We start from the raw sequence: 24,264 nt of genomic DNA, 5'->3' as shown, positions 1-24,264 counted from the left end.
GTCCATTCTGCCCTGATCCGACGATCATGATTCCGCCGGGCGCTCCGACCCCGGCCGAGGTCCGATCACCAGCGGATACGGCGGGGGAGTCCCCCCGAACTCCGGACACACCGCCTGATGATCACACCAGCCGCACAGCTTCGTCGGCCGCGGCCGCCACTCACCCGACGCCGTCGCCTCCCGGATCGCCTCCCACAGCGCCAGCAGCTTCCGCTCCACCCGCTCCAGGTCCGCCACCACCGGGTCGTACGTCAACACGTCCCCACTGCCCAGATACACCAGCTGCAGCCGCCGCGGCACCACCTGCTTCAGCCGCCACACCACCAGCGCGTAGAACTTCATCTGGAACAGCGCACCCTCGGCATACTCCGGCCGCGGCGCCTTGCCCGTCTTGTAGTCGACGATCCGCACCTCACCCGTCGGCGCCACGTCCACCCGGTCGATGATCCCCCGCAGCCGAAGCCCCGACTCCAGCTCCGTCTCCACGAAGAACTCCCGCTCCACCGGCTCCAGCCGCGTCGGGTCCTCCAACGTGAACCAGCGCTCGACCAGCGCCTCCGCCTCCGTCAGCCACCGCGCCAGCCCCGCCCCCTCATCACCCTCCGGGAACAGCTCCGTCAGCTCCGGCTTCGCCTCCAGCAACCGGTCCCACTGCCCCGGGACCAGCGCCTTCGCCCGCGGAGCCGTCCGCTCCGACGCCGGATGATCGAAGAGCCGCTCCAGCACCGCATGCACCAGCGTCCCGCGGGTAGCCGCAGCACTGGGCTTCTCCGGCAGCTTGTCGATCACCCGAAACCGGTACAGCAAGGGGCACTGCATGAAATCGCTCGCCCGCGAAGGGGAGAGCGAAGCGGGCGCCACAGCACTCGGCGTCACGGCATCGGCTGCGCCAGGCACAGCACCGGGGCTCGTCGTCATGGACAAAACCCTACGACCCGCCACCGACAGCACGCGCATACCATCGACGCCGGACCCCCTCGCACTGCATGATCGGAGCATCACCGCCCGCTTACGCACTGCGGACCACACTGGAAACACCGATCCCCGGGACTCCGTCCGGGGGGACCCCGAGGAACGAAGGACAGCCGTGGCAGACACCGACGAAACCGGCGAGCGCGCGGGCCGGCGCTCAGGACCGGGCGGCGGAATCCTCATGGGCCGCCCCTTCGGCGTACCCGTCTACGTCTCGCCCAGCTGGTTCCTCGTCGCCGCCCTCATCACCTGGGTCTTCGGCGACCAGCTCGACCGCATCCTGCCCGACCTCGGACCCGTCCGCTACCTCGTCTCCCTCTTCTTCGCCGTCGCCTTCTACGCCTCCGTCCTGGTCCACGAACTCGCGCACACCGTCGCCGCCCTCCGCTTCAAACTCCCCGTGCGCCGCATCCAGCTCCAGTTCTTCGGCGGAGTCTCCGAGATCGAAAAGGAATCCGAGACCCCCGGCCGCGAATTCGTCCTCGCCTTCGTCGGCCCCCTCCTCTCCCTCCTCCTCGCCGGCGCCTTCCACCTCGGCATGAAAGCCGTCGAACCCGCCAGCGTCCCCGGCGTCCTCCTCGCCGGCCTCATGATCTCCAACCTCCTCGTCGCCGCCTTCAACCTGCTCCCCGGCCTCCCCCTCGACGGCGGCCGCATGCTCCGCGCCGTCATCTGGGGCATCACCGGCAAACCCATGGCCGGCACCATCGCCGCCGCCTGGGTCGGCCGCGGCCTCGCCGTCGCCGTCCTCCTCGGCCTCCCCCTCCTCACCCACACCGGACTCCTCGGCAACCGCACCCAGGACATCGGCGGCATGAACACCGTCATGGACGCCCTGCTCGCCGCCATCCTCGCCGCCATCATCTGGACCGGAGCCGGCAACAGCCTCCGCATGGCCCGCCTGCGCGCCCACCTCCCCGAACTGCGCGCCCGCACCCTCACCCGGCGCGCCATCCCCGTGGACAACGCCACCCCCCTCTCCGAAGCCCTCCGCCGCGCCAACGAAGCCGGCGCCCGCGCCCTCGTCGTCGTCGACGGCCACGGCGACCCCACCGCCATCGTCCGCGAGAGCGCCATCGCCTCCGTCCCCGAACACCGCCGCCCCTGGGTCGCCGTCAGCACCCTCGCCCAGGACCTCACCGACGGCATGAAGGTTTCCGCGGAACTCACCGGCGAAGAACTCCTCGACCGCCTCCGCGCCACCCCCGCCACCGAGTACCTCGTCCTCGAACCCGGCGGCGCCATCTACGGCGTCCTGTCCACCCTCGACGTCGAAAAGGCCTTCGTGAAGGCCATGGCACGGCCCCAGTCCTGAAGCCAATACACTGGTCACATGTCCGAACCGACCGGTGCCGCCCGCCGACGCGGGCCCTTCGAGGTCGGGGACCAGGTTCAGCTCACCGACCCCAAGGGCCGCCACTACACGTTCACGCTCGAAGCCGGGAAGAATTTCCACACCCACAAGGGTTCCTTCCCCCACGACGAGCTGATCGGTGCCCCCGAGGGCAGTGTTGTCCGCACCACGGGCAACGTCGCCTACCTCGCGCTGCGTCCCCTGCTCCCCGACTATGTCCTGTCCATGCCCCGCGGCGCCGCCGTGGTCTACCCCAAGGACGCCGGCCAGATCCTGGCCTTCGCCGACATCTTCCCCGGCGCCCGCGTCGTGGAAGCAGGCGTCGGCTCCGGCTCCCTGAGCAGCTTCCTGCTGCGCGCCATCGGCGACCAGGGCATGCTCCACAGCTACGAGCGCCGCGCGGACTTCGCCGAGATCGCCACCGCCAACGTCGAGCGCTACTTCGGCGGCCCCCACCCCGCGTGGAAGCTGACCGTGGGCGACCTCCAGGACAACCTGGACGAGACCGACGTCGACCGCGTGATCCTCGACATGCTCGCCCCCTGGGAGTGCCTGGACGCGGTCAAGAAGGCCCTCGTGCCCGGCGGCATCCTCTGCTGCTACGTGGCCACCACCACCCAGCTGTCCAAGACCGTCGAGTCCATCCGCGAGATCGGCTGCTTCGCCGAACCGCAGCCCTGGGAATCGATGATCCGCAACTGGCACGTCGAAGGCCTGGCCGTCCGCCCGGACCACCGCATGATCGGCCACACCGGCTTCCTCGTCACCGCCCGCCGCCTCGCGGACGGCGTCGAGCCCCCCATGCGCCGCCGCCGCCCCGCCAAGGGCGCCTACGGCGAGGACTACGACGGCCCCGGCAGCGACCGCTCCGCGTAACCACACCGCGCAACCGCACCGCCGACCCAACACGACGGCGCTGTGGCGCAGTTCCCCGGACCGACCGGGAACTGCACCACAGCGCCTTTTCGTTGTCCCCGTGCCGACTCCGTCCCGCCCGGCCCGCACGCGGTCACCCGCCCCGGAACCAACAGGACCGGACCCGGCCGTTCCACCTCCGTGTGAGGTATGGCACGATGCTGGCTCCCCGTCACCCTTCGCACAGGAGACACCCCGCGTGCTGCACAGCCCCGCCGAGCTGACGCCGACCCCGGACACCCTGGCGCACAGCATGGCCAGGCCCCTCCACTGGCTCGCCACGGCCACCGCCATGGCCGCCGTCATAGCCACAGCGGGACTCGTACAGCCGGCCACCGGCACCCCCGCCGCCACGCCGGACCCCACCGCGAACGGCCCCCAGGCCGCCGCTCCCGACGCCGCAGCCGTCACCTACCCCCTCGACTGCAACGGCGCCCCACAGGCCGTCACGGCCACCGCCCAGGGCGACCTCGACGGCGACGCCCGCCCCGAGACCGTCGCCGCCGTCCGCTGCGAAGCCGGCTCAGGCACCCCGCCCCACGCGATCTACGTCCTCACCCAGGACCGCACCGAAGGCGCCCGCCCCCGCGTCGTCGCCACCCTCCTCGACACCGGAAAACGACAGACCGTCACGGAACTGACCGTGCGCGACCGCGTCGTCACCGCGAGCCTCCTCGGCTACTCCGCACCCGCCGTACCGCGCTGCTGCCCCGACACCAAACAGCTCGCCAAGTGGCGCTGGAGCGACGGAAAATTCCGCCAGGAGCTGACGGACTCAGCCGCCAGGAGTGTTTGAAACGTCACTCGGCGTCAGGACCGAAGACTTCCACCCTGTCCGAAACGCGCCTTACGTGAATACAGTCCCCCGGGCACTCCTTCGCCGAGTCGACCACGTCCTGGAGCAGCGTCAGCGGAACCGGAGTGGTCGCCCCCGCGTCCTGCAGCAGCTCGTCCTCAGGGCTCTTCACATACGCCAGACCATCGATGTCCAGCTCGAACACCTCGGGCGCGTACTGCGCACAGATGCCGTCCCCGGTGCAGAGGTCCTGGTCGATCCAGACCTCAAGCGGCTCGCCGGCCTCACCGGCCGCGCCCGTCGGAGCCTCGTGCTGCACGGTCATATCTCCTGCCGTTCCCTGCGCTGAGTGATCCATCCCGGTCACAACCCGCAGCAAGTCGCGCGAGCCCTGACGGGTGTTGAACAGTTCGACCTTACAACCGGCCGCTTCCCGAGTTTGATGGGTGGGTATTTCCTTGGCGTGAGGGAGTACGCAAGGGTGAAGATCGGACACACCTCTACCGTCTTTGTGATCTAGGGGTTTCAATCACCACCAGCCCAGGTAGGGTCAGGAAGCGTCCAGCTCCCCTTGGAGGAGGTGAGGACCGTGGCAGCCCACGACGACGACATCAACCGCGGCATCCGGCCCGGGCGAGGGTCTGAGGACCCCGCCGGCCAGGTTGCCTATCTCGAGCAGGAAATCGCCGTCCTGCGACGTAAGCTCGCCGACTCTCCGCGACACACGAGGATTCTCGAAGAGCGGATCGTCGAGCTGCAGACAAATCTTGCCGGCGTATCCGCACAGAACGAACGACTCGCGAATACCCTCCGTGAGGCCCGGGACCAGATCGTGGCCCTCAAGGAAGAAGTCGACCGGCTCGCCCAGCCGCCGGCCGGTTTCGGTGTCTTCCTGCAGGCCAACGAGGACGGCACCGTCGACATCTTCACCGGAGGCCGAAAGCTCCGCGTGAACGTCAGCCCCAGCGTCGACCCGGAAGACCTCCGGCGCGGCCAGGAGGTCATGCTCAACGAGGCCCTCAACGTGGTCGAGGCCATGGAATTCGAGCGGGCCGGGGACATCGTCACCCTCAAGGAGATCCTCGAGGACGGCGAGCGCGCCCTGGTCGTCGGGCACACCGACGAGGAAAGGGTGGTGAGGCTCGCCGAGCCGCTCCTGGACATCACCATCCGCCCCGGCGACGCCCTCCTGCTCGAACCCCGCTCCGGCTACGTCTACGAGGTCGTCCCCAAGAGCGAGGTCGAAGAACTCGTCCTCGAAGAGGTCCCCGACATCGACTACGACAAGATCGGCGGCCTGGGCGACCAGATCGAGCTGATCCGCGACGCCGTCGAGCTCCCGTACCTCTACCCGGACCTCTTCAAGGAACACGAACTGCGGCCCCCGAAGGGCATCCTGCTCTACGGCCCGCCCGGCTGCGGCAAGACGCTCATCGCCAAGGCCGTCGCCAACTCCCTTGCCAAGAAGGTCGCCGAGGTGACCGGCCAGCCCGCCGGGAAGTCCTACTTCCTGAACATCAAGGGCCCCGAACTCCTCAACAAGTACGTCGGCGAGACCGAGCGGCACATCCGCCTCGTCTTCCAGCGTGCCCGGGAGAAGGCGAGCGAGGGCACCCCCGTCATCGTCTTCTTCGACGAGATGGAATCCCTCTTCCGCACCCGCGGATCCGGAGTCAGCTCGGACGTGGAGAACACCATCGTCCCCCAGCTGCTCGCCGAGATCGACGGCGTGGAAGGCCTGGAGAACGTCATCGTCATCGGCGCCTCCAACCGCGAGGACATGATCGACCCGGCCATCCTGCGCCCCGGCCGGCTCGACGTGAAGATCAAGATCGAGCGCCCGGACGCCGAGGCCGCGAAGGACATCTTCGCGAAGTACCTCAAGGCCTCGCTGCCCCTGCACACGGACGACCTGTCCGAACACCAGGGCTCCAAGGACGGCACCGTCCACAGCATGATCCAGACCGTCGTCGAGCAGATGTACGCCGAAACCGAGGAGAACCGCTTCCTCGAGGTCACGTACGCCAACGGCGACAAGGAAGTCCTCTACTTCAAGGACTTCAACTCGGGCGCCATGATCCAGAACATCGTGGACCGTGCGAAGAAGATGGCGATCAAGGCCTTCCTCGAGCACAACCAGAAGGGCCTCCGGGTCTCCCACCTCCTCCAGGCGTGCGTGGACGAGTTCAAGGAGAACGAGGACCTGCCCAACACCACCAACCCGGACGACTGGGCCCGAATCTCCGGAAAGAAGGGAGAGCGGATCGTATTCATCCGCACCCTCGTCACCGGAAAGCAAGGCGCGGACACCGGACGCTCCATCGACACGGTGGCGAACACCGGTCAGTACCTCTGAAGCGGAGCGGCTGCGGATGCCCTCCCCGGGCATCCGCAGCCGACTGCTTTACCCGACCGCTTTACCGGCCGCTTTTCAGCCGGTGAAAGGGCGGATTCAATGACGGAAATGATCTCCCCACGAGCGCGCAGTGGTTCTAGGCTCTTCCGTACCGCCGGACGCGCAGTGCGGGGACGGGCACCGCACAGGCACACGCACCGGAGCACCAGCGGTACTTGAGCGCCGCTCCCGAAGGGGAGCGCCGCCGGGCAAGGAGGGCCGCATGACCGTACGGCGAGTAATGGGGATCGAGACGGAGTACGGGATCTCCGTCCCGGGGCACCCGAACGCCAATGCCATGCTCACCTCGTCCCAGATCGTCAACGCCTACGCGGCGGCGATGCACCGGGCGCGACGCGCCCGCTGGGACTTCGAGGAGGAGAATCCGCTGCGGGACGCCCGCGGCTTCGACCTCGCCCGCGAGGCCGCCGACAACAGCCAGCTGACCGACGAGGACATCGGCCTCGCCAACGTCATCCTCACCAACGGCGCACGGCTCTACGTCGACCACGCGCACCCCGAATACAGCTCGCCGGAGATCACCAACCCGCTCGACGCCGTGCTCTGGGACAAGGCCGGCGAGCGGATCATGGCCGAGGCTGCCGTACGGGCGGCCCAGCTGCCCGGCGCCCAGCCGATCCACCTCTACAAGAACAACACCGACAACAAGGGCGCCTCCTACGGCACGCACGAGAACTACCTGATGAAGCGGGAGACCCCCTTCTCGGAGATCGTGCGCCACCTGACCCCCTTCTTCGTCTCCCGCCAGGTCGTGACCGGCGCCGGCCGCGTCGGCATCGGCCAGGACGGCCGCGAGCACGGCTTCCAGATCAGCCAGCGCGCGGACTACTTCGAGGTCGAGGTCGGCCTGGAGACCACCCTCAAGCGGCCCATCATCAACACCCGGGACGAGCCGCACTCCGACGCCGAGAAGTACCGCCGCCTCCACGTGATCATCGGCGACGCGAACCTCTCCGAGATCTCCACGTACCTGAAACTCGGCACGACCGCACTTGTCCTGTCCATGATCGAAGACGGGTTCATCAACGTCGACCTCGCCGTCGACCAGCCCGTACGCACCCTCCACCAGGTCTCCCACGACCCCGACCTCAAACACCTCATCACGCTGCGCAGCGGCCGGACACTCACCGCGGTGCAACTGCAGATGGAGTACTTCGAGCTGGCCCGCAAGTACGTGGAGGAGCGTTTCGGTTCCGACGCGGACGAGCAGACCAAGGACGTGCTGCTCCGCTGGGAGGACGTGCTGGGCCGGCTGGAGAGCGACCCGATGAGCCTGTCGGGGGAGCTGGACTGGATCGCCAAGCGGGAGATCCTGGAGGGCTACCGGCGCCGGGACGGGCTGGGCTGGGACGCGGCGCGGCTGCACCTGGTGGACCTCCAGTACTCGGACGTCCGGCCCGAGAAGGGCCTCTACAACCGTCTGGTGGCCCGGGGCAAGATGAAGCGCCTGGTGGAGGAGCCGGCCGTCGAGCGGGCCCAGAGCAAGCCCCCGGAGGACACCCGGGCCTACTTCCGCGGCCGCTGCCTGGAGCAGTACGCGGACGACGTGGCCGCGGCCTCCTGGGACTCGGTGATCTTCGACCTTCCCGGCCGGGACTCGCTCCAGCGCGTCCCGACGCTGGAACCCCTGCGGGGGACCCGGAACCACGTCAAGGAGCTCCTGGACCGCTGCCGCACGGCGGAGGACCTGGTGCGGGTGCTTTCGGGGCAGTGAGCGGTGCCATGGGGGCCTGAAAGGGCCCCGGTCCGGGAATCATGTGGAGAACCGGACGTTGTGAAAGTGCGGGGACGAATGTCGGACCATCCTAGTAAGGTCCGACATAGGGTCTGATCTTGAGAGATCCCGAATCCCGGGGTCTCTCGACGTGAGCGTGCGAACCGAGCGGGGTGAGGTAGACATGGCGACCAAGGACACCGGCGGCGGACAGCAGAAGGCGACGCGCTCGACCGAGGAGGTCGAGGAGGCCGCGGTCGAAGAATCGACCGACCTCAAGGAGCGCCAGGAAAAGCTCTCCGACGACGTCGACTCCGTACTTGACGAGATTGACGATGTCTTGGAGGAGAACGCCGAGGATTTCGTGAGGTCGTTCGTCCAAAAGGGTGGCCAGTAGGGCTCGCCGAGGCCATTTAACCTTCGAATCGAAGGTTGGGGGCGGGGGTGGCCGAGGTGGTACCTGAAGGCATGAAGCGTTGCTCGCGATGCAGGCGCGTTCAGTTATGCGAGGCCTTCGCAAGTAATCGCGCAATGCGGGACGGCCTGCAGGCGTATTGCCGTGAATGCCAGGCCGAGCATTACAAGCAGAAGCAAGAGGCGAAGGGGCGGACGGTGCGGGTGAAGGTTCCCGTGCCGTCCGGGCACAAGCGATGTCCCCAGTGTGGGGAGATCAAGCCCCACTCGCAGTGGGAGCGGAACAAGACGAGCTCGGACGGCTGGGCCAGCTACTGCAAAGAGTGCCGAGCCCAACGGAACCGGGCCTCGTACTTCAAGCGCCACTACGGCATCACCGAAGACGAACGTGACGCCATGATCGAGGCTCAAGGCGGGAGCTGCCTGCTCTGTAGGAATGCTCCGGCGGAACATGTGGATCACGATCATCAGACGGGTAAGGTCCGAGGCGTACTGTGCTTCAGCTGTAACGCAGCCCTGGGGCAGTTCAAGGATCGGCCGGACGTCATGAGGCGTGCAGCCGCTTACGTGGAAGGAAACCTGTGGAACCCAACACTCGTAGCACAGGGCGTCTACCGGCAGCCTTCCTGACGCCGGGGTCGTCGTCCTTCATGGACTTCCTGGGCGCGCACTCGCCCGACATGCTGCCCGGCAACCGCAGGCTGCCGGAGGGTGTGGTCGAGGCGCCGCACGGGACGACCATCGTGGCCGCCACCTTCCCCGGCGGGGTCGTCCTCGCCGGTGACCGGCGGGCGACCATGGGGAACATGATCGCGCAGCGGGACATCGAGAAGGTGTTCCCGGCGGACGAGTACTCCGCCGTCGGCATCGCCGGTACGGCCGGCCTGGCCGTGGAGATGGTGAAGCTGTTCCAGCTGGAGCTGGAGCACTTCGAGAAGGTGGAGGGGACGACCCTCTCCCTGGAGGGCAAGGCCAATCGGCTGTCCACCATGATCCGGAGCAATCTGGGCATGGCGATGCAGGGGCTGGCGGTCGTGCCGCTGTTCGCGGGGTACGACGAGGCCAAGGAGAAGGGCCGGATCTTCTCCTACGACGTGACCGGCGGCCGCTCCGAGGAGCACGGCTTCGCCGCCACCGGGTCGGGTTCGATCTTCGCCCGGGGTTCGATGAAGAAGCTCTTCCGTCCCGATCTGACGGAGGAGCAGGCCACCACGCTGGTCGTGCAGGCGCTGTACGACGCGGCCGACGACGACTCGGCGACCGGTGGGCCGGACCTGTACCGCCACATCTATCCGATCGTCACCGTCATCACCGACGAGGGATTCCGCAGGCTGACGGACGCAGAGTCGCAGGAACTCGCCCGTACGGTCACCAACCGTCGTCTCGAGCAGCCCGACGGCCCGCGCGCCGCCCTGCTCTGACCATCCGTCGCCCCGTAGGAGCCCAGAAGAAAGGGACGGACAGCCGGTGTCGACTCCGTTCTATGTGTCACCCCAGCAGGCCATGGCCGACCGGGCGGAATACGCCCGGAAGGGCATCGCCCGCGGTCGCAGCCTTGTCGTGCTGCAGTACGCCGACGGCATCGTGTTCGTCGGTGAGAACCCGTCCCGTGCGCTGCACAAGTTCAGCGAGATCTACGACCGGATCGGCTTCGCGGCCGCCGGCAAGTACAACGAGTACGAGAACCTGCGGATCGGTGGTGTGCGGTACGCGGATCTGCGCGGGTACACCTATGACCGTGACGATGTGACGGCCCGTGGGCTGGCGAACGTGTACGCGCAGACGCTCGGCACGATCTTCTCCAGTGCGGGTGAGAAGCCGTACGAGGTGGAGCTGGTCGTCGCCGAGGTCGGTGCGACGGCGGCGGGGGACCAGATCTACCGGCTGCCGCACGACGGGTCGATCGTGGACGAGCACGGTTCGGTCGCGGTCGGTGGCAATGCCGAGCAGATCAGTACGTTCCTGGACCAGCGTCACCAGGACGGGATGACGTTGTCCGAGGCGTTGAAGCTGGCGGTGCAGGCGCTGTCCAGCCAGGCGAACGGTGCGGACAAGGCGATTCCGGCCGAGCGGCTTGAGGTGGCGGTGCTGGACCGTACGCGGGCGCAGCAGCGCAAGTTCAAGCGGATCCGGGGCCGGCAGCTGTCGCGGTTGCTGGAGGCGGATGTGCCGGCGGCGGCGCAGGCGGATGCCGTATCGAACGACGAGGCGCCGGAGGACGACGCCGAGTAGGCGCTTGATGAGTGGAGCCCCGGTTCGCCGTTTCGGCGGGCCGGGGCTTTGTCGTGTCCGGTTGCGGTCCGGGGCCGCTCAGGGGGTGGGGGCGGGGCCGGTGGAGTCGCGGACGACGAGGCGGACGGGGATGTCGGGGGCGGTCCAGGGGGTGCCTTCGAGGACGGCGAGGAGTGCGGTCATGCCTTGTTCGCCGACGTGTTCGGCGGGGAGGTGGACGGTGGTGAGTTCGGGTTCGACGGCGGTGGCGAGGGCGAGGTCGTCGAAGCCGGTGACGGAGAGGTCCTCGGGGATGCGCAGGCCGAGGCGGCGGGCGGCTTTGCAGGCGCCGGCGGCGAGGATGTCGTCGTCGCAGACGATGGCGGTAGGTCTGTCCTGGGGGGTGGCGAGGGCGGCTTCCGTGGCCGTACGGGCGCCGTCGACGGTGAGGGGGGACCGTACGGTGCGCAGTTCGTTGTCGGGGCCGAGGAGGGCGGCCAGGGCTTCGGCGCGGGTGTCGAAGGTCCAGGAGTCGACGGCGGAGGCGAGGTGGAGGTAGCGGCGGTGGCCGAGGGTGAGGAGGTGTGCGGTGATCTGGCGCATGCCGTCGGCCATGGCGAGGTTGACGTGGGCGGCGGCGGTGCCGGCGGCGGGGTCGCTGTCGAGCATGACGAGGGGGAGGGTGTTGCCGCCGATGGCGTCGAGGGCGTCGGCGGCCATGGAGGAGGCGATGACTCCGTCGAGGGCGGCGCGGGCGGAGGCGAAGGGGTCGCGGGCGGGGCCGGTGCCGTCGGGGGAGGGGTAGAGGACGACGCCGAAGCCGTGTTCGGCGGCGACGCGGGCGGCGCCGGTGTAGACGCGGGCGAAGAATTCGTTGGTGAGGGCGGGGACGACGAGGAGGGCGGTGCGGGTGGAGCCGAGGCGGAGGTTGCGGGCGGCGAGGTTGGGGCGGTAGCCGAGGCGGGTGGCGGTTTCGCGGACGAGGGTGGCGGTGCGTTCGGAGACGCGGCCGGGCCATTTGTCGGCGAGGACGAGGGAGACGGTGGCCTGGGAGACCCCGGCGGCGGTGGCCACGTCGCGGCTGGTGGGTCTCGTCACAGGTGGCTCCTGAAGTGCGAGGTCGGGGGTGGTTTCGGGGGTGGTGGCGGGGTCGGTGGGGTGGACCCGTGGACTGCGGCCATGGTACGTATGACTCGTCACGTTATACGTATTACCCCGGCAGGATCCGGGCAGAAGGGGGCGGACATGGCCGCGGGATACGCGGAGCTGTTGCGGACCCGGCACGCCGCGAGGCTGCTGGTGGGCACGCTCGTGGGGCGGCTGCCGAACGCGACCGCGCCGATCGCGATCGTGCTGTTCACGCGCGCGGAGGGCGGCAGCTACAGCCTCGCGGGGGCCCTCGCCGCCGCGTACGGGGTGGCCAACGCGGTGGGCCAGCCGTTGCTGGGCCGGGCGGTGGACCTGTTCGGGCAGCCGCGGGTGCAGCTGCCGGCGGCCGTGGTCTCGGCGCTGGGCGTGGTGTGGCTGGCGCTGGCGGGTACGGGGTCGGCGGTGGCCGCGTATGCCGCGGTGGTCGTCGCGGGGCTCTTCACGCCGCCCCTGGAGGGCGGGCTGCGGGCCTTGTGGCCGAGCGTCCTGGGGGGCCGTGAGGAGAAGGTGCACGCGGCGTACGCGATGGACGCGGTGGCCCAGGAGGTCATGTTCACGGTCGGTCCGCTGCTGGTGACGCTGTTCGTGGCGCTGTGGTCGCCGGCCGGGGCGCTGCTGGCGCTCAATGCGATCGGGGTGCTGGGTGCGCTGTCGGTGGTGGTGAGCGAGCCTTCGCGCACGTGGCGTTCGGCGCCGCGGGAGGCCCATTGGCTGGGTGCGTTGCGTTCGCGGGGGCTGCTGGCGCTGCTGGGTGCCTTCTTCTTCGTGGGGATGGCGCTGGGTTCGATCACGGTGGCGGGTGTGGCGTACGCGGACGATCACGGGGGCCAGGCGGTGTACGGGTGGCTGATGGCGGCGCTCGGGCTGGGTGCGCTGATCGGCGGGGTGACGTACGGGGCGCGGCAGTGGGCGGGTGCGCCGGAGCGGCGGCTGCGGATGCTGGTGGCGTTGTTGGCGCTGGGCTATCTGCCGCTGATGCTGACTCCGGGGCCGGTGGCGATGACGGGTCTGGCGGCGTTGTCGGGGGTGTTCCTGGCGCCGGCGCTGGCGTGTGCGTTCATCGTGGTGGACCGGCATGCTCCGGCGGGCACGGTGACGGAGGCGTTCTCGTGGCTGGTGACGTTCTTCGGGGTGGGTGCGGCGATCGGTACGGCGTCGGCGGGGCCTGCGGTGGAGCTGGGCGGTACGGCGGCGGGCTTCGGGGTGGCGGGCGTGGCGGGGGTCGCGGCGCTGCTGGTGCTGATGGTCACTCAGCGGGTGCTGGCAACTGCGGGGCCGGGCCGGGCGGTGGCGGGTTCGTCTGACGGGGTGTCGGAGGGTTCGCGTGAGGTGGCGTCGGGGGCCTCTTCGGCGGGGTGATGTGGGGGCGCCACGCGGGTCGGGGGGCCTGTTCGGTGACGGGTCGGCGGGCTCGCTCGGGGGAACTGATCGAAACGGCGCTCCCGAACCCGGTTTCAGAAGAGGGCAGAAGGCGTAATGTTCAGTCATGGACCGCCGCATTTTCGGGCTGGAGAACGAGTACGGCGTCACGTGCACGTTCAGGGGACAGCGCCGACTGTCTCCTGACGAAGTGGCGCGCTACCTCTTCCGCCGTGTTGTGTCATGGGGCCGCAGCAGCAATGTCTTCCTGCGGAACGGCGCCCGTCTGTACCTCGATGTGGGTTCGCATCCGGAATATGCAACTCCCGAATGCGACAACGTGACCGAACTGGTCACCCACGACAAAGCAGGCGAGCGCATTCTCGAAGGACTGCTCGTCGACGCCGAACGCCGCCTGCACGAGGAGGGAATCGCGGGCGACGTCTATCTCTTCAAGAACAACACCGACTCGGCGGGCAACTCGTACGGCTGCCACGAGAACTACCTGGTGGCCCGGCACGGGGAATTCTCCCGCCTGGCGGACATTCTCATTCCGTTCCTTGTCACGCGGCAGCTGATCTGCGGCGCGGGCAAGGTGCTGCAGACGCCCCGGGGCGCGGTCTACTGCGTGAGCCAGCGGGCCGAACACATCTGGGAGGGTGTCAGTTCTGCCACGACCCGTTCGCGGCCGATCATCAACACCCGGGACGAGCCGCACGCGGATGCCGAGCGCTACCGCAGGCTGCACGTCATCGTGGGTGACTCGAACATGTCCGAGACGACCATGCTGCTCAAGGTCGGGGCCACCGACCTGGTGCTGCGCATGATCGAGGCGGGCACGGTGATGCGTGACCTGACCCTGGAGAACCCGATCCGGGCGATCCGTGAGGTGAGCCACGACATCACGGGTCAGCGCAAGGTGCGGCTGGCCAGCGGCCGGGAGGCGTCGGCGCTGGAGATCCAGCGGGAGTACTACGACAAGGCGGTGGACTTCGCGGAGCGCCGGGGGATCCGTACCGGTGTGGTGGACCAGGTGCTGGAGCTGTGGGGTCGCACGCTGGACGCGATCGACGCGGAGGACCTGGACCGGATCGGGACCGAGATCGACTGGGTCATGAAGTACCAGCTGATCGAGCGGTACCGGGCGAAGCACAACATGACGATGTCGAATCCGCGGGTGGCTCAGATAGACCTCGCGTATCACGACATCCACCGTCGGCGCGGGCTGTACTACCTGCTGGAGCGCAAGGGGCAGGCGGCGCGGATCTGCAATGACCTCAAGATCTTCGAGGGCAAGTCGGTGCCCCCGCAGACGACGAGGGCGCGGCTGCGCGGGGACTTCATCCGGCGGGCGCAGGAGCAGCGGCGGGACTTCACGGTCGACTGGGTGCACCTGAAGCTCAATGATCAGGCGCAGCGGACGGTGCTGTGCAAGGACCCGTTCCGGTCGGTGGACGACCGGGTGGAGAAGCTGATCGCCGGCATGTAGGACCGCAATGTGACATCGCACTCCTTACCGGGGCCCCGTACGTCTCTCGTACGGGGCCCTGTGCACGGCTTAGAGTGGCGGGCGACCGCCTTGCCGTCTGAGATCTGAGGAACCCGTGCGCCGACTTGCCGGCCTGCTTGTCGTACCCCTTCTGCTGCTGACGACCGCAGCGTGTGGCGACGACAGCGGCTCCGACTCCGCCCAGATGAAGAACGGGGCGCCCGCGATCACCAAGGGTGCCAAGTTCGGGGAGACGCCCACCCTGTCGAAGGGGAAGGGCGAGCCGCCCAAGGAGCTGAAGGTGGTGACCATCAGCGAGGGCACCGGGCAGGTGCTGAAGAAGAACGACATCGCGCAGGTCAACTACCTCGGCCAGGTGTGGGACGGCGCGGAGCCGTTCGACCAGAGCTTCGGCCGGCCCGCGCCGTTCGACCTGACCATCGGTGCCGGCGGCGTCATCAAGGGCTGGGACCAGGGCCTGGAGGGCCAGAAGGTCGGCAGCCGTGTCGAGCTCGTGATCCCGCCGGACCTCGGTTACGGGGCGCAGGGCTCGGAGCCGAAGATCAAGCCGAACGCCACGCTGGTCTTCGTCGTGGACATCGTCAAGGGCGCCACCGTCCCGGCCTCGGCCACGGGCAAGGAGGTCGCCCAGGACAACAAGGACCTGCCCAAGGTCGGCACGAACACGGACGGCCAGGAGGTCTCCGTGTCCGTCCCGAAGGACACCGCCGAGCCGACGAAGCTGGTCTCGAACTACGTCCTGGAGGGCGACGGCGCGGTGGTCAAGGACACCGACTCCGTCGTGGTGAAGTTCAACGGCAAGACGTGGAAGGACGACAAGACCTTCGAAAGCACGTACACCTCCGGTTCGACGGTCACGTGGCCGCTGAAGGAGCTCTCGGTCGCGGGCCTGAAGGACGGCCTGATCGGCAAGAAGGTCGGCAGCCGCATCCTGCTGGTCATCCCGCCGGACCAGGCGTTCGGTGACAAGGAGCAGGGGACCATCCCGGCCAAGTCGACGCTGGTCTTCAGCCTCGACATCCTCACCGTGATGTAAGACTGTTCCGGTTGACCGTTTCGTACGTATGAGGAGCAGTTCCGTGAGCCAGAAGCTCGAGAAGCCCGAGATCGACTTCCCCGAGGGCGAAGCCCCGAAGGACCTCGTGATCGAGGACATCTGGGAGGGCGACGGCGCCGAGGCCAAGGCCGGTGCCATGGTCTCCGTCCACTACGTGGGTGTGGCCTTCTCCACCGGCGAGGAGTTCGACGCTTCGTGGAACCGCGGTTCCGCGCTGCAGTTCCCGCTCGGTGCCGGCCGCGTCATCGCGGGCTGGGACCAGGGCATCGCGGGCATGAAGGTCGGCGGCCGTCGCAAGCTGACGATCCCGGCGCACCTCGCCTACGGTGACCGCGGCGCGGGCGGTGCCATCGCCCCGGGCGAGACGCTGATCTTCGTCTGTGACCTGATGGCCGCCTGATTCACCGGCAGCCGCTCCGAGGGCCCCCGCCGTGAGGCGGGGGCCCTCGCTTTTGTCCGGGACCGCCGGGGCGGTACGGTCAACGGTCACGAGTGTGTCGAGAACGGGGGAAGGGCGTCGATGGCGATTGCCAAGGCCGAGCGGCTGATGAATCTGGCGCTGTGTCTGCTGGGGACCCGCCGGCCGCTGAGCAAGCGCGAGTTGCGCGGCTCCATCGAGGCCTACATGGAGGCCGGCAACGACGAGTCCTTCAACCGCATGTTCGAGCGGGACAAGGACGATCTGCGCGAACTCGGTCTGGTCATCGAGACGGTGGAGAACCTGGACGGTGAAACCGGTTACTTGGCCCGCCGGGACAGCAACCGGCTGCCTCCCGTCTCGCTGGACGCCGAGGAGGCCGCCGCCCTGGGGCTGGCGGCCAAGGTCTGGCAGCAGGCCCGCCTGGCGGGAGCCGCCAGCGGGGCCCTGCAGAAGCTGCGCGCGGGCGGGATGCCCGAGGCGGGCGACCCGTACGAGGGCCAGCACAGTGCCATCGAGCCGCGCATCCCGGTCCACGAGGCGGCCTTCGAGCCGCTGATGCTGGCCTGCCGGGACCGTCGGCCGGTGGTCTTCGACTACCGCAAGTCCACCGCCGCCCGGCCCGAGACCCGGCAGGTGGAGCCGTGGGCGCTGGAGTGCTGGCGCGGCCACTGGTACCTGGCCGGCTACGACCGTGACCGCGGGGCGGAGCGCGTGTTCCGGCTGTCCCGGATCACCGGCAAGGTCAAGTCCCGGGCCGCCAAGTACACCGCTGACGTCCCGGACGTGGTGACCGTACGGGAGACCGTGGCGAGCTGGGCCGGGGAGAGCGCGGACCGCTCCGCGCTGATCCGGCTGCGCGCCGGGGCGGGCTATCCGCTGCGGGCCAAGGCCACGGCGGTGCGCGAGGGCGCGGACGGCTGGGACGAGCTGGAGATCCCGTACGGGCACGGGCTGGACGCCTGGCTGGTGGAGTTCGGGCCCGACGTCGTCGTGGTCGGGCCCGCCGACCTGCGGGCCGACGTGGTGGACCGGCTGAGGGCCGTCGCCAAGGCCTGAACCGGATCCGCCGCATTCGAGAGACCGCCACCTTCGAGACCGCCGCATGCGCGGCCGCCCCATTCGAAGACGTGCCCTGAGGGGGAGACGTACCAGCATGGCTGCCAACGCCATCGACCAGACCCGCCGGATGCTGTCCCTGGTGACGTACCTGCGCGAGCGCCCGGGGGCGCACGTCGCCGACGTCGCCCGCGCCTTCGGGATCACCGAGGACGAGCTGATCTCGGACCTCGACGTGCTGCCCATGTGCGGGACCAGCTTCCGCGGCGGGGACCTGCTCGACATCGACACCGACGGGGAGCGCATCTGGTGGCGCAACCCCGATGCCTCGGGGGAGTCCACCGCCGAGCCGCTGCGGCTGGCCGCCGACGAGGCGACCGCGCTGCTGGTCGCCGCCCGGGCCGTGGCCACCCTGCCGGGGCTGCGCGAGGGGGACCGGGACGCTCTGCTGCGGGCCACCGCCAAGCTGGAGGCCGCGGCCGGCGAGGTCGCCGGGGCCAGCTCCCGGCTGTCGGTGACCTTCGAATCGGAGGGCGGGGTCTTCGCGGACGTCGACCGGGCCATCGCGGAGCGCCGCCGGCTGTGGCTGCGCTACTACTCGCCCGCGCGGGACGAGCTCACCGAGCGCAAGGTCGACCCGATCCGGCTGTTCGCGGTGGGGCACACGTACATGGAGGGGTGGTGCCACCTCTCCGAGGCCCGGCGCACCTTCCGCCTGGACCGGGTGGCGGAGATCCGGCTGCTGGACGAGCGGGCCGACCCGCCGGCGATCGAGCCGCGCGATCTGTCCGAGGGCCTGGTCCAGCCGGCCGCCGAGGACCCGGAGGTCGTCGTCGAGGTCGGTCCGGGCGGGCGCTGGGTCGCCGAGTACTACCCGCACGACAGCGCGGAGGAGCTGGCCGACGGAGGCCTGCGGATCACGCTGCGCAGTCCGGATCCGGCCTCGCTGCGCCGGCTCGCGCTGCGGCTCGGGCGCGAGGGGCGGATCGTCGCCCCCACAGAGCTGGCGGAGAGCGCGCGGAGCGCCGCTCGAGAAGCACTCGCGGGGTACGGGGAACAGCTCTGAGGGGAGCGCGGCCGATGTCGCCAACGTCCGGGCCCGTCGCCTTCAAGGCCTCCTGCCCCGACTGCCGGGCCCGCTTCGAGCTGGACGCGGGGGCCCTGCGGCTGGCCATCGGCGGCAGCCGACGGGCCACTTTCTACTCCTTCACGTGTCCCGAATGCGGTGCCTCCGTGCGCAAACCTGCTGGTGAGCGCATTGTGGAGCTGCTGACGGGCGGGGGCGTGAGCACCCTGCGCAGCATCTGAGGCGGGCGGTGGCCTAGGCTCGCCCCATGCTGTGGCCGATGTTCGCAATTGCCCTGGGCTTCCTCGGAGTCGCCGTGCTCGCCGTGCTGGCCGTACGGGTCTACGCGGAGGTGCGCAGGCTCTCCACGCAGGTGGAGCGGGCCAGCCGCCGGATCACCGATGCGTCGGGCGATCTGGAGCGGGCGGCCGCGGACCTGGCCAGGGCGGGGCGCGGCGTGCGACCGTAGCGAACGAGACGGGCGTGTGACGGGGGGATTGACAACCGGCCAGGACGCAAGACGGGGGACGCCGGGGGATTGCCGGGCGTTAACCCCCTGGGGTTACGATCCTCGGTAGAGAAAGTCCCAGGCGCCCGTACCGGTGCGCTGTGAACCTCGGAGAAAAGGAAGATTTCTATGGGCAACCTCAGGGGTTGGGAAATCCTCGTCATCGTCGGCGTGATCATCCTGCTGTTCGGCGCCAAGAAGCTTCCTGACATGGCTCGCTCCCTCGGCAAGTCGGCCCGCATCCTCAAGAGCGAGGCCAAGGCCATGAAGAAGGACGGCGAGGGCGAGGACACGTCCACCGCCGCCACGGTCGCGGACCAGTCCGCGCAGCAGGCCGCCGCCCCGCGCACCATCCAGGCCGCGCCCGGTGACGTCACCAGCTCCCGCCCGGTCAGCGAGACGAACCGCGCCGCCCAGGGCTGACGCACGCCGTACGCGCCAGTCATCTGCAACGAGACAAGGGACGTGGGTTGCTCAAGTCTGCCCGCAAGCAGGAGAAGACGGACAAGGACGCCGAAGGGCGGATGCCTCTTGTCGAGCACCTGCGTGAGCTGCGAAACCGTCTGCTGAAGTCGGTCCTGGCGATCCTGGTGATCACCATCATTTCGGCCTTCTTCTACAGGGAGATCATCAACTTCCTGCTGAAGCCGATGCTGGACTCGGTCGGCTGCAGGGACGGGGTGGTGACCCAGCGCAACGGGCACCCTTGCGCCGACATGACCGTGAACGGTCTCATCTCGGCGTTCTCGATCGCCCTGAAGGTCTCGCTGATGTCGGGTGTGGTGCTGTCCGCGCCGGTGTGGCTGTACCAGCTGTGGGCGTTCGCGGCGCCGGGGCTGCACAACCACGAGAAGAAGTACGCGCGGAGTTTCGTCGCGGTCGGTGCGCCGCTGTTCGGCGTGGGCGCGGTGCTCGCGTACAAGATCCTTCCGCAGACCGCGACGATCATGCTGGAGTTCACGCCCGACCACGCGCGCAACCTGCTGCCGGTCGACGACTACCTCGACCTGGTCACCCGCATGGTGATCGTGTTCGGTCTGGCCTTCGAGCTGCCGCTCCTGCTGATCCTCCTGAACTTCACCGGTGTGCTCACCGGCAAGCGGCTCGCCGGCTGGTGGCGGGGCATGGTCCTCGGCATCACGATCTTCGCCGCGTTCGCCACGCCCACGGGTGACCCGCCGACCATGCTCGCGCTGGCCCTGCCCATCGTGGCCCTGTACTTCCTGGCCCTCGGCATCTGTCTGCTCAACGACCGCAGGCGCCGGCGCAACGACCCCGACGCGGGTCTGAGCGACGACGAGGCCGCCGAGCTGGACCTGACCCCGGCGCCGATCGGCGAGCTGGAGTCGGTGCCCGCCCCCGCGGCGCTGCCCGGTCAGGCCGACGGCGGACGCCAGCGGATCAACGGTTACGACGACGCCACCTGACAGGTACGGCCCCGGCTGCCGCCGGGAGGTGCCCCCACCACCCGGGGCGAGTTCTGGGATACATTCCGCCGGGTGAGTTCCGAGGTCACCCTCTTCGTCAATCCCACCGCCGGACGCGGCCGGGGCGCGCACGCCGCGCAGCCGGCCGCTTCCGCGTTGCGGGCGGCCGGCTTCTCCGTACGGACGGTGGTGGGCGCCGACGCCGAGGACGCGCTGGCCCGGCTCACGACCGCGGTCCGCGAGGGCACCGGGGCGGTGGTCGCGGTGGGCGGCGACGGGATGGTCTCCCTGGCGCTGCAGGCCCTGGCGGGGACCCGGGTGCCGCTCGGAGTGGTGGCGGCGGGCACCGGGAACGACTTCGCGCGGGCGATGGGACTGCCCGTACGGGAGCCCGCGCGGGCGGGGCGGATGGCCGCCGAGGCCCTCAAGGAGAGCCGGATCCGGGAGATCGACCTCGGCCGGGTCGGCGCCGGCTGGTTCGGGACCGTGCTGTGCTCCGGTTTCGACTCGCGGGTCAACGACCGGGGCAACCGGATGCGGCTGCCGGCCGGCCGGTTCAAGTACGACCTGGCGATGATCGCGGAGCTGGCCGCCTTCCGGCCGTTCCCGTACCGGATCACCCTGGACGACGGCCCGGTGATCGAGACCGAGGCGACGCTGGTGGCCGTCGGCAACGGCTCCTCCTACGGCGGCGGCATGCGGATCTGCGCGGACGCCGTCCCCGACGACGGGCTCTTCGACGTGACGGTGGTCGGCGACTGCACCCGGGCCACCCTGCTCACGGTGTTTCCGCAGGTCTACAAGGGCAGGCACCTGAGCCACCCGAAGGTGAGCGTCCACCGCGCCCGGAAGATCACCCTGGAGGCGCCGGGCCTGACCGCGTACGCGGACGGCGAGCCGCTCGGGGCGCTGCCGGTGACCGCGGAGTGCGTCCCCGCAGCGGTCCGCCTGCTCACTTAAATGATCGCGACTGTTGTCAGAGCCGGCGGGTAGGCTCGACAGCAAGATGACCGAAGAACTCTCCCCCGCCGAGCGGTACGCCGCTGCCCGGATCCGCGCCGCCGAAGAGGCCACTGCCCTGGCCCCGTTCCGCGAGATGTACGAATTCGAACTGGACCCGTACCAGATCGAGGCCTGCAAGGCCCTGGAGGCGGGCAAGGGCGTCCTCGTCGCCGCCCCGACCGGCTCGGGCAAGACCATCGTCGGCGAGTTCGCCGTGCACCTGGCCCTCCAGCAGGGCCGCAAGTGCTTCTACACGACGCCGATCAAGGCGCTGTCGAACCAGAAGTACGCCGACCTCGTCAAGCGCTACGGCGCCGACAAGGTGGGCCTGCTGACGGGCGACAACAGCGTGAACTCCGAGGCGCCGGTGGTCGTGATGACCACCGAGGTGCTCCGCAACATGCTGTACGCGGGCTCCCAGTCGCTGCGCGGTCTCGGCTACGTCGTGATGGACGAGGTCCACTACCTCTCCGACCGGTTCCGCGGGGCCGTCTGGGAGGAAGTGATCATCCACCTCCCCGCATCGGTGACCCTGGTGTCCCTGTCGGCCACCGTGTCGAACGCCGAGGAGTTCGGCGACTGGCTGGACACCGTCCGCGGGGACACCGAGGTGATCGTCTCCGAGGAGCGGCCCGTCCCGCTGTGGCAGCACGTCATGGCCGGCCGCAAGATCTACGACCTCTTCGAGGAGGAGTCCGACCACGGCGGCCGCGGCTCCGCGCGCCGGGAGGTCAACCCCGACCTGCTGCGCATGGCGCGCGAGGAGAACAGCCGCACGTACAACCCGAAGGACCGGCGGCGCGGCAAGATGGTCCGCGAGGCCGACCGCGAGCGCGAGCGGCGCTCCCGCGGCCGGATCTGGACCCCGTCCCGCCCCGAGGTCATCGCCCGGCTCGACGGCGACGGGCTGCTGCCCGCCATCAACTTCATCTTCAGCCGGGCCGGATGCGAGGCCGCGGTCCAGCAGTGCCTGTACGCGGGCCTGCGGCTCAACGACGAGTCCGCGCGGCTCAGGGTCCGCGAGATCGTCGAGGCGCGGACCGCCTCCATCCCCACCGAGGACCTGCACGTCCTCGGGTACTACGAATGGCTCGAAGGCCTGGAGCGGGGCATCGCCGCCCACCACGCGGGCATGCTGCCCACCTTCAAGGAGGTCGTGGAGGAGCTGTTCGTCCGCGGTCTGGTGAAGGCCGTCTTCGCCACCGAGACCCTGGCGCTGGGCATCAACATGCCCGCGCGCACGGTGATCCTGGAGAAGCTGGTCAAGTGGAACGGCGAGCAGCACGCCGACATCACCCCCGGCGAGTACACGCAGCTGACCGGCCGGGCCGGGCGGCGCGGCATCGACGTCGAGGGCCACGCGGTGGTGCTGTGGCAGCGGGGCATGGACCCGGCGGGCCTCGCCGGCCTCGCGGGTACCCGTACGTATCCGCTGCGTTCCAGCTTCAAGCCCTCGTACAACATGGCCGTGAACCTGGTCAGCCAGTTCGGGCGGCACCGCTCGCGCGAGCTGCTGGAGACCTCCTTCGCGCAGTTCCAGGCCGACCGCTCGGTCGTCGGGATCTCCCGTCAGGTGCAGCGCAACGAGGAGGGCCTGGAGGGCTACCAGGAGGGCATGACCTGCCACCTGGGGAACTTCGAGGAGTACGCGCAGCTGCGCCGCGACCTGAAGGACCGTGAGACGGACCTGGCCAAGCAGGGCGCCGCCCAGCGCCGGGTGCAGGCGGCCGGTTCGCTGGAGAAACTCAAGCCGGGCGACATCATCCACGTGCCGACGGGCAAGTTCGCCGGGCTCGCGCTGGTCCTGGACCCGGGCGTGCCGGCCGGGCGGGTCCACGGGCACCGCGGGTCCGAGTACGCGGAGGGCCCGCGCCCGCTGGTGCTCACCGCCGAGCGGCAGGTCAAGCGGCTCGCCGCGATCGACTTCCCGGTCCCGGTGGAGGCACTGGACCGGATGCGGATCCCCAAGACCTTCAACGCGCGGTCGCCGCAGTCCCGTCGGGACCTGGCCTCGCAGCTGCGGAGCAAGGCCGGGCACATCACGCCGGAGCGGCGTGCGCGCGGCCGGGCCGCCGCGGCCGACGACCGTGAGATCGCCCGGCTGCGGTCCGAGCTGCGGGCGCACCCCTGCCACGGCTGCGACGAGCGCGAGGACCACGCCCGCTGGGCGGAGCGCTACCACCGGCTCAAGCGGGACACGCAGCAGTTGGAGCGGCGGATCGAGGGCCGGACGAACACCATCGCCCGCACCTTCGACCGGATCCACGCGCTGCTGACCGAGCTGGACTACCTGCGCGAGGACGAGGTCACCGTGCACGGCAAGCGGCTCGCCCGACTGTACGGGGAGCTCGACCTGCTGGCCTCCGAGTGCCTGCGGGCCAAGGTGTGGGAGGGCCTCAGCCCGGCCGAACTGGCCGCCTGCGTCTCGGCGCTGGTCTTCGAGGCGCGCCAATCCGACGACGCGGTCGCGCCGAAGGTGCCCGGCGGCGCGGCGAAGGAGGCGCTGGGCGAGATGGTCCGCATCTGGGGCCGGCTCGACGCGCTGGAGGAGGAGCACCGCATCAACCAGGCGGAGGGCGTGGGCCAGCGCGAGCCGGACCTCGGCTTCGCGTGGGCGGCGTACCAGTGGGCCTCCGACAAGAGCCTGGACGAGGTGCTGCGCGAGGCGGAGATGCCGGCCGGCGACTTCGTGCGCTGGTGCAAGCAGGTCATCGACGTGCTCGGGCAGATCGCGGCGGCGGCCCCCTCGGCCTCCGGCGAGAGCGGGAGCACGTTGGCGCGCAACGCCCGCAAGGCCGTGGACGCGCTGCTGCGGGGCGTAGTGGCCTACAGCTCGGTCGGCTAGCCGGTTTTGGGGCTTCCTCCGAGAGCGGGGTCGGCTTGATCTGATCTCTTGCCATGATCGATCCGTCGTGCC

General features: G+C 69.6%; 24 protein-coding genes. 21 read left to right on the top strand and 3 right to left on the bottom strand.

What is annotated here, in order from left to right:
- Nucleotides 1-24: 24 nt before the first annotated feature.
- Nucleotides 25-918 (bottom strand): RecB family exonuclease, encoded by an 894-nt coding sequence (locus tag ACFYZ4_RS31270; RefSeq protein WP_351295685.1) that lies wholly within the window; start codon nucleotides 916-918, stop codon nucleotides 25-27.
- 235 nt (nucleotides 919-1,153) lie between these two features.
- Here ACFYZ4_RS31270 and ACFYZ4_RS31265 point away from each other — a divergent pair, with 235 nt between their 5' ends.
- From ACFYZ4_RS31265 to ACFYZ4_RS31255, 3 genes are all read left to right on the top strand, one after another.
- Nucleotides 1,154-2,287: a site-2 protease family protein gene (locus tag ACFYZ4_RS31265; RefSeq protein WP_390785401.1), complete on the top strand. Its 1,134-nt coding sequence runs from the start codon at nucleotides 1,154-1,156 to the stop codon at nucleotides 2,285-2,287.
- A gap of 18 nt (nucleotides 2,288-2,305) precedes the next feature.
- Complete coding sequence (locus ACFYZ4_RS31260; protein ID WP_053785960.1) at nucleotides 2,306-3,202, top strand: tRNA (adenine-N1)-methyltransferase; 897 nt, start codon at nucleotides 2,306-2,308, stop codon at nucleotides 3,200-3,202.
- A 292-nt stretch (nucleotides 3,203-3,494) separates the two neighbouring features.
- The gene (locus tag ACFYZ4_RS31255; protein WP_390785400.1) at nucleotides 3,495-4,037 is read left to right on the top strand and encodes a hypothetical protein; all 543 of its coding nucleotides are present in this window, start codon (nucleotides 3,495-3,497) and stop codon (nucleotides 4,035-4,037) included.
- Nucleotides 4,038-4,041: 4 nt separating this feature from the next.
- Here ACFYZ4_RS31255 and ACFYZ4_RS31250 read toward each other — a convergent pair whose 3' ends face one another.
- Nucleotides 4,042-4,362, bottom strand: coding sequence for a ferredoxin (locus tag ACFYZ4_RS31250; protein ID WP_030722847.1), 321 nt, complete (start codon nucleotides 4,360-4,362; stop codon nucleotides 4,042-4,044).
- A gap of 264 nt (nucleotides 4,363-4,626) precedes the next feature.
- Between ACFYZ4_RS31250 and arc the strand changes: the two genes are divergently transcribed.
- The 6 genes from arc (at nucleotide 4,627) to prcA (ending at nucleotide 10,813) form a co-directional block, all read left to right on the top strand.
- On the top strand, nucleotides 4,627-6,393 hold the full coding sequence (gene arc / locus ACFYZ4_RS31245; RefSeq protein WP_319730019.1) for a proteasome ATPase: 1,767 nt from the start codon (nucleotides 4,627-4,629) through the stop codon (nucleotides 6,391-6,393).
- A gap of 262 nt (nucleotides 6,394-6,655) precedes the next feature.
- Complete coding sequence (gene dop, locus ACFYZ4_RS31240; protein ID WP_351295693.1) at nucleotides 6,656-8,167, top strand: depupylase/deamidase Dop; 1,512 nt, start codon at nucleotides 6,656-6,658, stop codon at nucleotides 8,165-8,167.
- Between the two features lie 184 nt (nucleotides 8,168-8,351).
- The gene (locus ACFYZ4_RS31235) at nucleotides 8,352-8,564 is read left to right on the top strand and encodes a ubiquitin-like protein Pup (RefSeq protein ID WP_030016348.1); all 213 of its coding nucleotides are present in this window, start codon (nucleotides 8,352-8,354) and stop codon (nucleotides 8,562-8,564) included.
- Nucleotides 8,565-8,635: 71 nt separating this feature from the next.
- Nucleotides 8,636-9,211 carry an endonuclease VII domain-containing protein gene (locus tag ACFYZ4_RS31230; protein WP_390785399.1) on the top strand — a complete coding sequence of 192 codons (576 nt, stop codon included), beginning with the start codon at nucleotides 8,636-8,638 and terminating at the stop codon, nucleotides 9,209-9,211.
- A complete protein-coding gene (gene prcB / locus ACFYZ4_RS31225) occupies nucleotides 9,163-10,002 on the top strand; it encodes a proteasome subunit beta (protein WP_351295697.1) in 840 nt (279 codons plus the stop codon). Before ACFYZ4_RS31230 ends, prcB begins: the two co-directional genes overlap by 49 nt.
- Nucleotides 10,003-10,048: 46 nt before the next feature.
- Nucleotides 10,049-10,813 (top strand): proteasome subunit alpha, encoded by a 765-nt coding sequence (prcA, locus tag ACFYZ4_RS31220; RefSeq protein WP_351295700.1) that lies wholly within the window; start codon nucleotides 10,049-10,051, stop codon nucleotides 10,811-10,813.
- A gap of 78 nt (nucleotides 10,814-10,891) precedes the next feature.
- Here the strand turns inward: prcA and ACFYZ4_RS31215 are convergent, their stop codons facing one another.
- The gene (locus tag ACFYZ4_RS31215; protein ID WP_390785394.1) at nucleotides 10,892-11,890 is read right to left on the bottom strand and encodes a LacI family DNA-binding transcriptional regulator; all 999 of its coding nucleotides are present in this window, start codon (nucleotides 11,888-11,890) and stop codon (nucleotides 10,892-10,894) included.
- 147 nt (nucleotides 11,891-12,037) lie between these two features.
- Here ACFYZ4_RS31215 and ACFYZ4_RS31210 point away from each other — a divergent pair, with 147 nt between their 5' ends.
- The 12 genes from ACFYZ4_RS31210 (at nucleotide 12,038) to ACFYZ4_RS31155 (ending at nucleotide 24,192) form a co-directional block, all read left to right on the top strand.
- A complete protein-coding gene (locus tag ACFYZ4_RS31210; protein WP_351295705.1) occupies nucleotides 12,038-13,300 on the top strand; it encodes an MFS transporter in 1,263 nt (420 codons plus the stop codon).
- Between the two features lie 127 nt (nucleotides 13,301-13,427).
- Complete coding sequence (pafA, locus tag ACFYZ4_RS31205) at nucleotides 13,428-14,789, top strand: Pup--protein ligase (RefSeq protein ID WP_030016332.1); 1,362 nt, start codon at nucleotides 13,428-13,430, stop codon at nucleotides 14,787-14,789.
- A gap of 115 nt (nucleotides 14,790-14,904) precedes the next feature.
- Nucleotides 14,905-15,846, top strand: a complete 942-nt coding sequence (locus ACFYZ4_RS31200) for an FKBP-type peptidyl-prolyl cis-trans isomerase (protein WP_390785393.1) — start codon at nucleotides 14,905-14,907, stop codon at nucleotides 15,844-15,846.
- A gap of 28 nt (nucleotides 15,847-15,874) precedes the next feature.
- Entirely contained in the window at nucleotides 15,875-16,267 is a 393-nt protein-coding gene (locus tag ACFYZ4_RS31195) for an FKBP-type peptidyl-prolyl cis-trans isomerase (protein ID WP_030722817.1), read from the top strand.
- 120 nt (nucleotides 16,268-16,387) lie between these two features.
- Nucleotides 16,388-17,344, top strand: coding sequence for a WYL domain-containing protein (locus ACFYZ4_RS31190; protein WP_351594722.1), 957 nt, complete (start codon nucleotides 16,388-16,390; stop codon nucleotides 17,342-17,344).
- A 97-nt stretch (nucleotides 17,345-17,441) separates the two neighbouring features.
- On the top strand, nucleotides 17,442-18,410 hold the full coding sequence (locus tag ACFYZ4_RS31185) for a WYL domain-containing protein (protein ID WP_351295714.1): 969 nt from the start codon (nucleotides 17,442-17,444) through the stop codon (nucleotides 18,408-18,410).
- A gap of 14 nt (nucleotides 18,411-18,424) precedes the next feature.
- Nucleotides 18,425-18,652, top strand: coding sequence for a hypothetical protein (locus tag ACFYZ4_RS31180; RefSeq protein WP_327413009.1), 228 nt, complete (start codon nucleotides 18,425-18,427; stop codon nucleotides 18,650-18,652).
- A gap of 26 nt (nucleotides 18,653-18,678) precedes the next feature.
- Complete coding sequence (locus ACFYZ4_RS31175; protein WP_351295717.1) at nucleotides 18,679-18,879, top strand: hypothetical protein; 201 nt, start codon at nucleotides 18,679-18,681, stop codon at nucleotides 18,877-18,879.
- A gap of 168 nt (nucleotides 18,880-19,047) precedes the next feature.
- Entirely contained in the window at nucleotides 19,048-19,341 is a 294-nt protein-coding gene (gene tatA, locus ACFYZ4_RS31170; RefSeq protein ID WP_351295720.1) for a Sec-independent protein translocase subunit TatA, read from the top strand.
- A 47-nt stretch (nucleotides 19,342-19,388) separates the two neighbouring features.
- Nucleotides 19,389-20,345, top strand: a complete 957-nt coding sequence (tatC, locus tag ACFYZ4_RS31165; RefSeq protein WP_351295723.1) for a twin-arginine translocase subunit TatC — start codon at nucleotides 19,389-19,391, stop codon at nucleotides 20,343-20,345.
- A 72-nt stretch (nucleotides 20,346-20,417) separates the two neighbouring features.
- Nucleotides 20,418-21,305 carry a diacylglycerol kinase gene (locus ACFYZ4_RS31160; RefSeq protein ID WP_351295726.1) on the top strand — a complete coding sequence of 296 codons (888 nt, stop codon included), beginning with the start codon at nucleotides 20,418-20,420 and terminating at the stop codon, nucleotides 21,303-21,305.
- Between the two features lie 46 nt (nucleotides 21,306-21,351).
- Nucleotides 21,352-24,192: a DEAD/DEAH box helicase gene (locus tag ACFYZ4_RS31155; RefSeq protein WP_390785392.1), complete on the top strand. Its 2,841-nt coding sequence runs from the start codon at nucleotides 21,352-21,354 to the stop codon at nucleotides 24,190-24,192.
- Nucleotides 24,193-24,264 lie beyond the last annotated feature (72 nt).

Origin of the sequence: Streptomyces sp. NPDC001513, assembly GCF_042894695.1 — a bacterium.
Taxonomy (GTDB): Bacteria; Actinomycetota; Actinomycetes; order Streptomycetales; family Streptomycetaceae; genus Streptomyces.
The sequence above is the reverse complement of the archived record's forward strand: the minus strand, read 5'-3'. Positions and strand labels throughout refer to the sequence as shown.

Coding starts and splice junctions, on each gene's coding strand:
- ACFYZ4_RS31235 (WP_030016348.1), top strand. CDS start 8,352: ATGGCGACCAAGGACACCGGCGGCGGACAGCAGAAGGCGACGCGCTCG.
- ACFYZ4_RS31190 (WP_351594722.1), top strand. CDS start 16,388: ATGGCGATTGCCAAGGCCGAGCGGCTGATGAATCTGGCGCTGTGTCTG.
- ACFYZ4_RS31195 (WP_030722817.1), top strand. CDS start 15,875: ATGAGGAGCAGTTCCGTGAGCCAGAAGCTCGAGAAGCCCGAGATCGAC.
- ACFYZ4_RS31180 (WP_327413009.1), top strand. CDS start 18,425: ATGTCGCCAACGTCCGGGCCCGTCGCCTTCAAGGCCTCCTGCCCCGAC.
- ACFYZ4_RS31210 (WP_351295705.1), top strand. CDS start 12,038: ATGGCCGCGGGATACGCGGAGCTGTTGCGGACCCGGCACGCCGCGAGG.
- ACFYZ4_RS31250 (WP_030722847.1), bottom strand. CDS start 4,362: ATGACCGTGCAGCACGAGGCTCCGACGGGCGCGGCCGGTGAGGCCGGC.
- pafA (WP_030016332.1), top strand. CDS start 13,428: ATGGACCGCCGCATTTTCGGGCTGGAGAACGAGTACGGCGTCACGTGC.
- ACFYZ4_RS31230 (WP_390785399.1), top strand. CDS start 8,636: ATGAAGCGTTGCTCGCGATGCAGGCGCGTTCAGTTATGCGAGGCCTTC.
- tatA (WP_351295720.1), top strand. CDS start 19,048: ATGGGCAACCTCAGGGGTTGGGAAATCCTCGTCATCGTCGGCGTGATC.
- ACFYZ4_RS31155 (WP_390785392.1), top strand. CDS start 21,352: ATGACCGAAGAACTCTCCCCCGCCGAGCGGTACGCCGCTGCCCGGATC.
- ACFYZ4_RS31175 (WP_351295717.1), top strand. CDS start 18,679: ATGCTGTGGCCGATGTTCGCAATTGCCCTGGGCTTCCTCGGAGTCGCC.
- ACFYZ4_RS31265 (WP_390785401.1), top strand. CDS start 1,154: ATGGGCCGCCCCTTCGGCGTACCCGTCTACGTCTCGCCCAGCTGGTTC.
- ACFYZ4_RS31270 (WP_351295685.1), bottom strand. CDS start 918: ATGACGACGAGCCCCGGTGCTGTGCCTGGCGCAGCCGATGCCGTGACG.
- ACFYZ4_RS31185 (WP_351295714.1), top strand. CDS start 17,442: ATGGCTGCCAACGCCATCGACCAGACCCGCCGGATGCTGTCCCTGGTG.
- dop (WP_351295693.1), top strand. CDS start 6,656: ATGACCGTACGGCGAGTAATGGGGATCGAGACGGAGTACGGGATCTCC.
- ACFYZ4_RS31260 (WP_053785960.1), top strand. CDS start 2,306: ATGTCCGAACCGACCGGTGCCGCCCGCCGACGCGGGCCCTTCGAGGTC.
- ACFYZ4_RS31255 (WP_390785400.1), top strand. CDS start 3,495: ATGGCCAGGCCCCTCCACTGGCTCGCCACGGCCACCGCCATGGCCGCC.